12 protein-coding genes are annotated in these 12,357 nt (G+C 61.2%); 4 read left to right on the top strand and 8 right to left on the bottom strand.

Annotated features, from left to right (window positions below; translation table 11 throughout):
* Position 1: 1 nt before the first annotated feature.
* A complete protein-coding gene (locus tag EB809_RS02220; RefSeq protein ID WP_123633143.1) occupies positions 2-589 on the top strand; it encodes a LemA family protein in 588 nt (195 codons plus the stop codon).
* 30 nt (positions 590-619) lie between these two features.
* Positions 620-2,581 (top strand): M48 family metallopeptidase, encoded by a 1,962-nt coding sequence (locus tag EB809_RS02215; RefSeq protein WP_123633141.1) that lies wholly within the window; start codon positions 620-622, stop codon positions 2,579-2,581.
* Positions 2,582-2,657: 76 nt separating this feature from the next.
* Here EB809_RS02215 and gspD read toward each other — a convergent pair whose 3' ends face one another.
* The 6 genes from gspD to EB809_RS02185 all read right to left on the bottom strand — a co-directional run bounded on the left by gspD (position 2,658) and on the right by EB809_RS02185 (position 9,228).
* Positions 2,658-4,640, bottom strand: a complete 1,983-nt coding sequence (gene gspD / locus EB809_RS02210) for a type II secretion system secretin GspD (protein WP_123633139.1) — start codon at positions 4,638-4,640, stop codon at positions 2,658-2,660.
* Between the two features lie 102 nt (positions 4,641-4,742).
* On the bottom strand, positions 4,743-5,588 hold the full coding sequence (locus EB809_RS02205) for a type II secretion system protein N (RefSeq protein WP_123633138.1): 846 nt from the start codon (positions 5,586-5,588) through the stop codon (positions 4,743-4,745).
* Positions 5,589-5,591: 3 nt separating this feature from the next.
* The gene (gene gspN / locus EB809_RS02200; protein ID WP_123633136.1) at positions 5,592-6,380 is read right to left on the bottom strand and encodes a type II secretion system protein N; all 789 of its coding nucleotides are present in this window, start codon (positions 6,378-6,380) and stop codon (positions 5,592-5,594) included.
* Positions 6,381-6,538: 158 nt separating this feature from the next.
* Positions 6,539-8,191, bottom strand: coding sequence for a chaperonin GroEL (groL, locus tag EB809_RS02195; protein WP_123633134.1), 1,653 nt, complete (start codon positions 8,189-8,191; stop codon positions 6,539-6,541).
* 71 nt (positions 8,192-8,262) lie between these two features.
* Positions 8,263-8,553: a co-chaperone GroES gene (gene groES / locus EB809_RS02190; protein WP_123633132.1), complete on the bottom strand. Its 291-nt coding sequence runs from the start codon at positions 8,551-8,553 to the stop codon at positions 8,263-8,265.
* 168 nt (positions 8,554-8,721) lie between these two features.
* Positions 8,722-9,228: an FxsA family protein gene (locus EB809_RS02185; RefSeq protein ID WP_123633130.1), complete on the bottom strand. Its 507-nt coding sequence runs from the start codon at positions 9,226-9,228 to the stop codon at positions 8,722-8,724.
* Between the two features lie 133 nt (positions 9,229-9,361).
* On the opposite strand from EB809_RS02185, the gene EB809_RS02180 reads away from it, so the two are divergent.
* Together EB809_RS02180 and EB809_RS02175 are read left to right on the top strand one after the other, a co-directional pair.
* On the top strand, positions 9,362-10,123 hold the full coding sequence (locus tag EB809_RS02180) for an SDR family oxidoreductase (protein ID WP_123633127.1): 762 nt from the start codon (positions 9,362-9,364) through the stop codon (positions 10,121-10,123).
* On the top strand, positions 10,107-10,436 hold the full coding sequence (locus tag EB809_RS02175; protein ID WP_123633125.1) for an MGMT family protein: 330 nt from the start codon (positions 10,107-10,109) through the stop codon (positions 10,434-10,436). Before EB809_RS02180 ends, EB809_RS02175 begins: the two co-directional genes overlap by 17 nt.
* 1 nt (position 10,437) lies before the next feature.
* On the opposite strand, the gene EB809_RS02170 is transcribed toward EB809_RS02175, so the two are convergent.
* Together EB809_RS02170 and EB809_RS02165 are read right to left on the bottom strand one after the other, a co-directional pair.
* Positions 10,438-11,817: an AmpG family muropeptide MFS transporter gene (locus EB809_RS02170; RefSeq protein ID WP_411711038.1), complete on the bottom strand. Its 1,380-nt coding sequence runs from the start codon at positions 11,815-11,817 to the stop codon at positions 10,438-10,440.
* A 40-nt stretch (positions 11,818-11,857) separates the two neighbouring features.
* Positions 11,858-12,340, bottom strand: a complete 483-nt coding sequence (locus tag EB809_RS02165; RefSeq protein ID WP_123633121.1) for a YajQ family cyclic di-GMP-binding protein — start codon at positions 12,338-12,340, stop codon at positions 11,858-11,860.
* Between the last annotated feature and the right edge of the window lie 17 nt (positions 12,341-12,357).

Raw genomic sequence — 12,357 nt, 5'->3', positions numbered from 1 at the left:
CATGACGACAACGCTGATCGGCCTGGCGGTCATCGCCGCCGTGGTTATTCTGATCGTATCCATCTACAACCGGCTGGTCTCCCTCCGCAATCGTTTCAAGAACGGCTTTGCCCAGATCGACGTCCAGCTCCAGCGACGTCACGATCTGATCCCCAACCTGGTGGAAGCGGCCAAGGCCTATCTGTCCCACGAGCGCAACACCCTGACCGAGGTCATGGAGGCACGAAACAACGCCGTGAGCGCCCAGAAGGACGCCGCCGGCGACCCGGCCGACGGCCAGAAGATCCAGAAGCTGTCGTCTGCCGAGAACATGCTGTCCCGCGCCCTGGCCAACTTCTACGCAGTGGCGGAGAACTACCCTGAGCTGAAAGCCAATGAAACCATCCAGCAACTGATGGAAGAGCTGTCCAGCACCGAGAATCGTGTGGCCTTCTCCCGTCAGGCCTATAACGATGAGGTGATGTTCTACAACACCTTCCGGGAGAAATTCCCCAACAACATCATTGCCGGCCTGTTTGCCTTCAAACCGTCCGAGCAGCTGCAACTGGAAAACCCGGAAGCCCGCCAGGCACCGAAAGTCAGCTTCTGATTCCGGGCACACTGACCCGGCAACGACCTTATGGCCAAACTTGGATTCTTCGAGCGCCAGGAGCGCGCGCGGCGTAACACCACGCTGCTCGTGTTCCTGTTTACGGCAGCCGTCCTGCTGATCACCCTGGTGGTCGATCTGGTCGGCTATCTGGTGACCCGCAATGTCGAGCCCACCGCCCACTTCGGCGTCTGGCTGACATCCGAGCAGGGCATCTTCACATCCATCGCGGTCGTCGCCGTGATCGGGCTGGGATCACTGATCCGCTGGATTGACCTGGCCGGCGGCGGCGAGCGGGTGGCCCGGATGGTGGGCGCCCGACTTCTTGATCCCTCAAGTCAGGACCCCCAGGAACGCCAGCTTCGGAACGTGGTGGAGGAGATGGCGATTGCCAGTGGCGTGCCGGTTCCCGATCTCTACGTGATGGATAACGAAACCGCCATTAACGCGTTTGTCGCCGGGTATTCTCCGGGCGAGGCCGTCATGGTGGTGACGCACGGCACCCTCACCCAGCTGAACCGGGACGAACTGCAGGGCGTGGTGGGCCACGAATTCAGCCACATCCTCAATTCCGACATGCGCATTAACGTGCGGCTGATCGCCCTGTTGGCCGGCATTCTGATGATTGGCCAGATCGGTCAGTTCCTGCTGGGCAGCGCTGGTCGACGCCGCTCTTACAGCTCCCGCGACAACAAAAGCCAGGGGCTGGCCATCGGCCTCGGACTCGCTCTGATGCTCGTGGGCTACATCGGACTGTTCTTCGGACGCCTGATCCAGGCCGCCATCTCGCGGCAGCGGGAAATGCTGGCCGACGCCTCCTCGGTGCAGTTCACCCGCAACCCCGAAGGCATTGCCAGCGCGCTCTATCGTATCGGCGAGTCGAGCAGTTATTTCCAGTCCACCGGCCACGCCAGCGACGTCAACCACATGTGTTTTTCGGAAACGGTGCGCATGCGCTTCGCGGGCTGGCTCGCCTCACACCCGCCGCTGGAAGACCGGATCAACGCCATTGGCCCGGGACTGCTGGCGCGCTTCCGCAACCGCCGCCGAGACGATGTCCGGCAGGCTCGGCCGACGGTTGAGGACGACGCCCGGGGTTCCCTGTTCCGCGATGGCCTGCAGGACATGGTCGCGCCCCTGGCCGGACGTCACACCACGCCGGTGGCCCCACACACCCGGCTGTCCGATAGCGCAGGCGTCGTGACGACCGCCAACGAGGAATACGCCCAGCAACTGCTGCGCCAACTACCGGACAATGCCCGCACACTGCTCTACACCCGAACCGGTGCGGTGCAGTATTGTTACAGCCTGATATTCCACAGCATGTCCGCGGAAGAGCGGGAACAGGCCCTCTCCGGGATCCGCGAAGCGCGCGGCGTGCTCGGCTTTGATCCGGCGCTGATCGAGCGTTTCTACCCCACCCTTGAGCAGCTTGGCGAAGCCATCCGACTGCCGGCACTGGAACTGGCCATGCCGGCCCTGCGCAAGCTCGATCCGGAAGAGCGACGCGGCCTGGAAAAGGTCCTCACTCACCTGGTCCGAGCGGACGGACGGGTCACCCTGTTCGAGTTCGCCCTGCTGAGCTTCATCCATCGCCACCTGTCCCCGGCCGGGCGACGCGCCGACAAGGTGCGCTTTCGTCGGTTTGCCGATGTGGCCGACAGCCTGGGGATTCTCCTGAGTCTTGCGGCACGATCGGCCACAGAGTCGCCGGAAGAGGCGCAGAAGTGCTACACAGAGGCGGTTGCCGGCTTTGAAGGGCGAACAGTGGATCTGGGGCCGCTGAGGGACAACGTCTCGTCACGGGCGCTACAGGAGGCCCTGATCCGACTGCGCGCCCTGTCGCCAATGCTGAAGCCGGCAATTATCGACGCCTGCGGCCACTGCATCCTGCGGGACAACCAGGTGGTGGTCAGGGAGTATGAAATTCTGCGCCTGGTCGCGGATCAGCTGGACTGCCCGATGCCGCCACTGCCAGTGGCGGCAGTCTAGTCGCCGTCGCCCGCAGGAATAGCTCACAGCAAAAAGAAAGGCCGGCAAATGCCGGCCTTTCTTTTGGATTGCGGACTTACTGCTGTGGCTGCGACTCGAAGTATTGTGGCTGCAACCGATTACGCTCAAACAGCGTGTCGATCGGCGGTCGCTTGGTATTCTCAGGGATCTTGTGCCCCAACTTCCTGCTCAGCCCCAGGTTGATGTTCCAGAGCCCCTGATACTTCTCGTCGGTGATGGTCGCCACATCGCCCTTGGCCAGGATGATCTTGGGCCGCAGGAACACCAGCAGGTTACGCTTAATCTTGTTCTCCGATTCGGAGCGGAACAGGGCGCCAATATAGGGGATATCCCCGAGGAACGGCACCTTGCTCTTGGTGACGCTGTAGTCTTCCCGAATCAGGCCGCCCAGCACGATGGTCTCGCCATCGTCCGCCAGGACCGTGGTCTTGATCTGACGCTTGTTGGTGACCAGGTCCGAGGCGGATTCGACGCTATCGGCAATGTTCTCGGTGGTCTGCTCCACGATCAGCTTGACCAGACCGTCCTCGCTGATTGTCGGCGTGACCTTCAGCGTCAGCCCCACGTCACGCCGCTCGATGGTCTGGTACGGGTTCGACACCCCGTCACTGGTGGTGGTGGTCGAGCCGGTTACGAACGGAACGTTCTGACCCACGACAATCTCGGATTCCTGATTATCCAGGGTGATAATACTCGGCGTGGACAGCAGATTGGCGGCGGTCGAGCTGGACAACGCCTGAATCAGCAGGCCCCAGGTAATGCCGTTCTCGTTGCGTTCGCCGAAGCCGAGCGACATACCGCCGGTGGCCGGTGAAATCACCTCATTACTGGCGATGGCCCCAATGATGTCGCTCAGGCTCAGCCCGACATTGCCGAAGTTGGTGCCCGCTACCGGCGTCGAGCCGCTGCCTTCATCACCCACGGCAAACTGTACGCCCACGTCCTTACCCAGTTCATCACTGATCTCGACAATGGCCGCCTCAATCAGCACCTGGGCACGCCGGACATCCAGCGCGTTCACGATGGTATCCACTTCCTGCATGATGGACGGCTCACCGCGGACCACCAGCGCATTGAGACCCTCGTCGGCGAAAATGGCAAAGCCGGTGTTACCGCCTGAACTGCCCCCCGTGCTGGTCTGGCCCTGCTGGTTCTCCTTGGCCACTTCACCCATAACACCTTTCAGGATTTCAGCCAGCGACTTGGCATCGGCGTGCTTGAGTCGGATGACCTTGGTGGTGCCTCCGGAGGCGGACGGCTGATCCAGCTTCTTGATCAGTTCCCGCATCTTGGTGCGGAAGTTCTCGTCACCGCGGAGAATCAGCCGGTTGCTGCGCTCGTCCGCGGTGACGCTGTATTTGTTGGCGGCATCGTTAGCCTGCTTACCCAGCTCCGAGGGCGCCAATTCCTGCAGCAGGCGCACCATGTCGCCCACCCAGGCTTCCTTCAGCTGGATGACCTCCACCTCATACTTCGACGGGCTGTCCAGTTCCTTGACGATCTGTTCAATGCGATGCACGTTCGCCGAATGATCGCTGACGATCAGCGCATTGGCTGCCGCCACACCGGCCAGGTGACCGTACTTGGCCACCAGCGGCCGCAGGATGGGCACCAGCTCCAGGGCGTTGGCGTTGTTGACCTGGATGACCTTGGTGATCAGTTGCTCGGAGGGAATGGTGTCGAAGCGCTTCAGTGACTCCGCAGACTGCTTGGCGTCCACCTGCTGGACGATCTTGATGACCTCTTCGCCGGGTATCGCCGTAAAGCCGTGAACTTGCAGCACCGCCAGGAACAGGTCGTAAATCTCGTCCTTGTTCATGGGCGCCGAGGACAGGACGGTAACCTTACCCTTGACCCGCGGGTCGACCACGAAGCTGTAACCGGTGATATCAGCAATCTGCGTGACGAAGGCGCGTATGTCCGCATCCTTGAGGTTGAGCTTCCAGGTGCCCTCTTCCTGGGCATGGGCCATCATGCTCAGCGGGAGAAGCAAAGCCAGAACCAGAGCCCGGATCAATGGCGTGTTCAGATTAGTCATGCAGTGCTGGTTTCCTGTAACTGAGAAACTGACGGAAAGCACACCGGCCTTCCTTTTTATAATCGTTGTACTCTAAGACCGCCGCCAGCGGTGACAACATCCTTATTGGGGCAACGCGTAGTTTACGGTAAAACTGGCGCCATCCCGCATCACTTCCACTTGTATCTGTGGCTGGTTCCGCCAGTCCTCGAGCAATTGCCGATCCTGCTCGATATCCCCCAGCGGCTGACCGTTGATGGCTGTAATGACATCGCCTTCTTTCAGGTTCAGTGCGGACAACATCGGGTTGGAACCGTCATAAACGTATCCCTGCTGGCTGCCGGAGGCCACGGGTTTGAGTCCGTAACGCTGCAGCGCCGCATCGCCTTCGGCGGCCAGCTGGGCCTGAGCGTCCTCCACAAAGGCCTCGGGAGACATCCCGCGCGTCTCGTCCTGAACCTCCGATACCATACCCTCAGCGTCGCCGTCTTCAAAGGCCAGCGACTCCACTTCTCCGTTTCGTCGGATCAGGATGCGCAGTGGGTCGACTTCCACCAACTCGATATCGCCGGGCATCACGTCACCGACGCGATAATAAGCCGTTGAGCCATCCGTTCCTGAAACTATAGCACCGGACTCTTCGGATCGCGCCGCTACCATGACGCCTTCCAGGTGCATACGCAGATTGGTTTCCGGCGCGGTTTGCTTGACCGCTTCCGCCACCGGGGCGCCCACCGGAGGCCGACCAAAGAGATCATAAGCCGCCAGTGGCGTCTGCTCCACCGCAGAATCCAAAGACGCCGCGGTCGCCGATGCGGTGGGACCCGCCATGACCGGGTCCTGCCAGGCGATCATCCAGGTCAGACGCCCCATCACCCAGGCGAAATAGATCACCAGCCCTACCAGTAGCAAGTTCGCCACCCAGCGCGGCAGACGCCCGAATGGCGTTGTGAATGTCACCGATGCCATACGCTACCCCGCCGGCAGCACGCGCTGCCTCACACTGAAAACCACATCGCCCGGCGCCGCGTTGCCTGACCAGGGTTGATTCACCAGATCCAGCAGGCGTCGATAGAGCTGGATCTGCATCATGCCATCGGGCTGGACCTGGGCGGAAATCACCGGGTCCGGGCTTTCTGCACTGCTGATGTCCAGGGCAATCCGGCCCTGGTCGCGATCCAGCCGGGCTTGCATGGGCGGCAATACCGCCCGCTCCCGGGAGGCGCCCATGGGCCAGCTCACCTCGCCACCGGGCCAGCTCGCACGCCCCGACAGGGCCTGCAGGGCACCGTCGGTCGCCGCCAGTGAAAAGCGGTCAATGGTGACGTCACCCTGAATAATCGCGCCGCCGCTGCGCTGGATCTCGCGGCTGAACTCGGGAATATTGATACGGCCATCGACCGAGAGTGCCATGGCATTGATACCGGTCAGGTGAAACTGACCCTGGAGGTGGGATCTTGGGGTGCGCAACTGCCAGCCCAAGGGCAGGAAGTGACCGCCATCCATGAGGCCTTCGAGATGCCAGCCCGCCTGCAGGGAGTGCCCCATCACCTGCGCCTGGACCTGGCCATTCCAAAGCTGACCAGAGACTTGCTCGATCGCCACGCCGGGCGGCAAGGGAACCGAATCACGACACAGATGCCAGACCCATCCCGCCGGTAACCAGAAAATCAGGGCAGCCAGGTAAATCACGATCCCCAGCAGGGTCAGCATGACCACTTTTCCGGGTCGCAGGAAGGGTGAATCCAAAGTCTCGGCCATAGGGTGTCAGGGCATGTATGGGCGCGGAATCGCGCGAATTTTCCGGAGTCTAACAAACCCCCTGTACAAGTGCATGACACAGTCCAAAAAAAAGGCCCCGCGTCGAAACGCGGGGCCTTTTTTGACCGGGAACGGTCCGGGTATTGAACGGGGCCGGCTTACATCATGCCGCCCATACCGCCCATACCACCCATGCCGCCCATATCCGGCATGCCGCCACCGGCTTTCTCGTCTTCCGGCTCGTCCGTCACCATCGCTTCGGTGGTGATCATCAGACCGGCAACGGAAGCCGCAGCCTGCAGGGCTGAGCGAGTGACCTTGGCCGGATCCAGGATGCCCATCTCCAGCATGTCACCGTAGCCTTCGGTCGCCGCGTTGTAGCCGAAGCTGCCTTCGCCCTGGCGTACCTTGTCGACCACAACAGACGCTTCACCGCCTGCATTGGTGACGATCTGGCGCAGCGGCGATTCCATCGCACGGCGCAGGATGTTGACGCCCGCCTTCTGCTCTTCGTTCTCAGCCTGGACGCTGTCCAGAGCTTCCAGAGCGCGGATCAGGGTCACGCCACCGCCCGCAACGATGCCTTCTTCAACGGCAGCGCGGGTAGAGTGCAGCGCGTCTTCAACGCGAGCTTTCTTCTCTTTCATTTCCACTTCGGAACCGGCGCCTACCTTGATGACGGCAACACCGCCAGCCAGCTTGGCCACACGTTCCTGCAGCTTCTCTTTGTCGTAGTCGGAGGAGCTTTCTTCGATCTGCTTGCGGATCTGCTCAACGCGCGCTTCGATATCAGCCTGGGCACCGGCGCCATCGATGATGGTGGTGTTTTCCTTGGTGATGTTAACGCGCTTGGCTGTACCCAGATCGTCCAGAGTGGTGTTTTCCAGGGTCAGGCCCACTTCCTCGGAGATCACGGTACCGCCGGACAGGATCGCGATGTCCTGCAGCATTTCCTTGCGACGGTCACCAAAGCCCGGCGCCTTGACGGCGGCCACTTTGACGATGCCACGCATGTTGTTGACAACCAGGGTCGCCAGCGCTTCGCCTTCGATGTCTTCGGCGATGATCATCAGCGGTTTGCCCGCCTTGGCCACGCTTTCCAGCACCGGCAGCAGTTCGCGGATGTTGGAGATCTTCTTGTCGACCAGCAGGATGAACGGGTCATCCAGCTCGGCGGACATGCTGTCCTGGTTGTTGATGAAGTACGGAGACAGGTAGCCGCGGTCGAACTGCATACCTTCAACCACGTCCAGCTCGTCTTCCAGGCCACGGCCTTCCTCAACGGTGATCACGCCTTCTTTACCCACGCGCTCCATGGCGTCGGCGATGATCTTGCCGATGGTTTCGTCGCCGTTGGCGGAGATGGTGCCCACCTGCGCGATGTTACGGCTGTCGTCGCACGGCTTGGCCATGTCACGGATGGACTTGACGGCCGCCTGGGTCGCCTTGTCGATGCCGCGCTTCAGATCCATCGGGTTCATGCCGGCAGCAACGGCCTTCAGACCTTCGTTGACGATGGACTGGGCCAGAACGGTTGCGGTGGTGGTACCGTCACCGGCGGTGTCGTTGGTCTGGGAAGCGACTTCCTTGACCATCTGGGCGCCCATGTTCTCGAACTTGTCTTTCAGCTCGATTTCCTTCGCAACGGAAACGCCGTCCTTGGTGACGGTCGGTGCGCCAAAGGACTTGTCCAGAACCACGTTGCGGCCTTTCGGGCCCAAGGTGACCTTAACGGCGTCGGCCAGAATGTTGACGCCTGCAACCATACGCTTGCGGGCTGAATCGCCAAATTTAACGTCTTTAGCTGCCATAGTTGTCTTTCCTGTATTCGTTTATGCGTTAACCAATCTGCAAATGACGTGAGCTAACGAGTCGGCTGGACTCAGCCTTCCAGCACGCCGTAGATTTCGCTTTCGCTCAGGATGAGAAGATCTTCACCGTCGACCTTCACCGTGTTCCCGGCGTACTGACCAAACACCACGGTATCACCGACGTTGACCGCCAGAGCACGGGTCTCGCCATTGTCGAGAACGCGGCCGTTACCCACGGCGATCACTTCGCCCTGGGAGGGCTTTTCCTTGGCGTTGCCCGGCAGGACGATACCACCAGCGGTCTTCTCTTCCTCTTCCTTACGGCGTACGACAACACGATCGTGTAGCGGACGAATTTTCATTGCTCGTATTCTCCAGATAGTCAGATTGTCTTTGGCAATGAGGTTTGCTCAAAACGCCTCGGATTCGTAAGCACCTGTTTTGGCAGGCTCTTCGTCACCCTCAGCAAACTTGTGATCCTTATGTGGGGGTTTGCACCTACATTTCAACACCCACCCGGGAAAAATTTTTCACTTTTTTTCCAGCGAATCCCGCGTGTCGGAAGGCTTACGCTCTTCCTCGCGACGGTATTCCCCTTCAATGATGTCATCGCCTCCCGGCCGGGCCTGACCGAACGGGTTCTGCCCGCCCATGGTGAAGTGAACACTGCTGCGCGATGAGCCCGCTACCACCATGCGTTTGAGCGCGTAGGAGGCGAACATCTGACGGGTCCAGGGCAACAGACACAGGAAGCCGATCGTATCGGTCACAAAGCCCGGAGTCAGCAGCAGTGCACCACCGACGGCCAGGATCAGCCCCTCGGCCACTTCACGGGCCGGCAGCTCGCCGCTGTTCAGTCGCTGGTTGGCCTTGAACAACGTCGCCAGTCCCTGCTGGCGTAACAGGGCGGCGCCCACGACGGCGGTCAACAGGACCAGGCCGATGGTGGGCAACACCCCGATGATGCCGCCCACCTTGATCAGGACCACCATCTCGATGATGGGCAGCACGATGAATGCGAAAAACAGGAAACCCATGTATGGCTCCTCAGAAAAATGACTTTGCCAGCCGGGCCCTCAATGACGACGATTGGCCCTCTGGTATACTGCGCTTCGCCTTTTTGACAGCGACAAACAAAGATCAACTCACAACAAACAATTAGGGCACAGCATGAAACTTCAAGATTCCGTGATTGCAATTACCGGCGGCGGCCAGGGGCTGGGCCGTGCCATGGGTGAATACCTGGCCGCGCGCGGCGCCCGTGTGGCGCTGATCGACCTGATTCCTGAAAAGCTGGATGAGGCCGTTAAAGCCTGCAAGGCCGCCGGCGGTGATGCGCGGGCCTACACCTGCAACGTGGCCAGGGAAGAGGAAGTTGAAGCGACGTTTACCGCGATCGTCGAAGACTTCGGCCAGCTCAACGGTCTGGTCAACAACGCCGGCATCCTGCGCGACGGCATGATGGTCAAGGTCAAGAATGGCGAGATCGAAAAGCGTATGTCCCTGGCCGAATGGCAGGCGGTGATCGATGTGAACCTGACCGGCGTTTTCCTGTGCGGCCGTGAAGCCGCCACCCAGATGATCAAGCACGGCAACCAGGGCGTGATCGTCAACATCAGCAGCATCTCCCGCGCCGGCAACATGGGCCAGAGCAACTACTCCGCCGCCAAGGCCGCCGTGGCCGCGCTCGTGCCGGTCTGGGCCAAGGAGCTGGCGCGCAACGGCATTCGCGTGATGGGCATCGCCCCGGGCTTTATCGAGACCGAAATGGTGGCCTCCATGAAACCGGAAGCGCTGGAGAAAATGACCGCCGGCATTCCGCTCAAGCGCGTGGGCAAGCCGGAAGAAATCGCCTCCGCGGCGGCGTTTATCTTCGAGAACGACTACCTGTCCGGACGCATGATCGAGGTCGACGGTGCCCTCCGCCTCTGAGCCGAACGACGTCTCCCGCGAGCAGATCATCTGGCAGGTGGTCTGCTCGATTCCGCCCGGCTATGTGGCCAGCTACAGCCAGGTGGCCGAGCTGGCCGGCTTCAAGGGGCTGGCCCGCTTTGTCGGCCGTGCCATGGGCCAGCTGCCGGAAGGCTCGGACGTGCCCTGGCACCGGGTCCTGAAACAGGATGGGCGTATTGCCTTCCCGCCGGAATCCAACCGCTTCTACTACCAGTCACGCCTGCTCACGGAAGAAGGCGTGCTGGTAAAAAAAGGGCGTGTGCCCATGGCCCGGTTTCGCTGGCAGCCCTGATTCAGACGGACTGGCGCTCGCCTTCCCCGCTCGTGTCATGGGCGTCGGCCGGCGCCAGGGCGTCCAGCCGTTTCCCCTGTTTCATCATGTAGCCCGCCAGCAGGATGGCGGGCAAGCCCATGACCGCCGAAATCAGGAAGAACTCACTGTAGCCGTAACCTTCCACCACCAGCCCCGAGAAGCCGCCGATAAACTTGCCCGGCAACGTCATCAGTGAACTGAACAGGGCGTACTGGGTGGCGGTGAACGAGGCGCTGGTCATGCTCGACAACCAGGCAATCAGCGCCACGTTGGCGATCCCGCCGCTCAGGTTGTCCGCACTGACGACCACCGCCAGGGTCCAGATGTCCGGCGGGTACTGGGTAATCAGCATGAACAGCAGGTTGCTGAGCGCGGTCAGGATCGCCCCGGCGAACAGGATCGTGCGAACACCGTAACGCGCCACCAGCAAACCGCCGATACCGGAGCCGAGGATGGTCATCAGGAAGCCGAAGATCTTGGTCACGTCGGCGACGTCGGTCTTCGAGAACCCCATGAATTTGAGATAGAACGGATTGGCCATCACCCCCATGGCGATGTCGCAGATCCGGTAGGTGGCCACCAGCACAAGGATCAGGACAGCCAGCTCCCGGTAGCGCTTGAAGAAATCCATGAAGGGGCCGGCGACCGCGGCGGAAAACCAGCCCGCCAGCCGCGCCAGCTGCGGCGACAGATGAGCCCGTTTGGCGACTTCCTGCTCCACGCGATGGGCCAGGTCAGCGGCGGCCGCATGATGATTGACCTTCGGCTCGCGCACCACCAGCACCGTGACGATGCCGATACCCACCAGCAGTGCCATCACGTCATAGGCGATCTGCCAGGACCAGAATTGCGCCAGGTAGAGCGCGCCGGCCCCCGCCACCAGAAGGGCCAGGCGATAGCCGAAGATATAGGCCGCCGCCAGCGCTGCCTGCAAGCGGGGTTCGGCAATCTCGATCCGGTAGGCATCGAGGGAAACGTCCTGGGTTGCCGACGAGAACGCCACCAGCAAACCGCACCAAGCCATCAATACCGGCGATGCGGCGGCATCCACCCGAGCCATCAGGAACAGCCCCGTGGCAATGCCCACCTGGGCCAGCAACATCCAGCTGCGCCGTTTGCCGAACAGCCGGTCCAGCAACGGCAGCGAGACCCGATCCACCACCGGCGCCCAAAACACCTTGATGGAATAGGTAATCCCCAGCCAGCTGAAGAAACCGATGGTGGCCGTATCCACACCGACATCGGCAAGCCGCGCGTTCAGCGTGGAGAAGACCAGCAGGAAAGGCAGACCCGCCGAGAAGCCCAGCAGCAACATGGCCAGGACTTGCCAGCGGGTAAACGTGTAGAGCGCGTCCCGCAGGAAATCGCGCCGTTCCCTTGAAATGATGGCAGCGGCTCCGTCAGTCGCGGAAGTTATTGTACTGAAGCGGCAGGTCCAGATCGGACTCCTTGATCAGGGCGATGGCGGCCTGCAGGTCGTCCCGCTTCTTGCCGGTCACCCGGACCTTGTCGCCCTGGATGCTGGCCTGCACCTTCATCTTCGCATCCTTGAGGAGTTTGACGATCTTCTTGGCGTCAGGCGTCTCGATGCCCTGGCGCAGCGTCAGGTGCTGTTTCATCAGCTTGCCGGCGCGGCTTTCACCGTCTTCGGACAGGGCGCGGGTATCCACGTTGCGCTTGGCAAAGGCCATCCGCAGCATTTCCATCAGCTGTTCGAGCTGGAATTCCTGCTCGGCGCTGAGGGTGATGCCCTTGTCGTCCAGTTCGAAATCCGCCTCGACATTCTTGAAGTCCCAGCGGTTGCCCAGCTCGCGCTTGGCCTGGTCGACCGCGTTGGTGACTTCGTGCATATCAATTTCTGAAACAATATCAAAGGAAGGCATGACTCCGGCTCCGGAAA

Source organism: Marinobacter sp. R17 (genome assembly GCF_003789045.1).
In the GTDB taxonomy this organism is placed as follows: domain Bacteria; phylum Pseudomonadota; class Gammaproteobacteria; order Pseudomonadales; family Oleiphilaceae; genus Marinobacter_A; species Marinobacter_A mangrovi.
The sequence above is the reverse complement of the archived record's forward strand: the minus strand, read 5'-3'. Positions and strand labels throughout refer to the sequence as shown.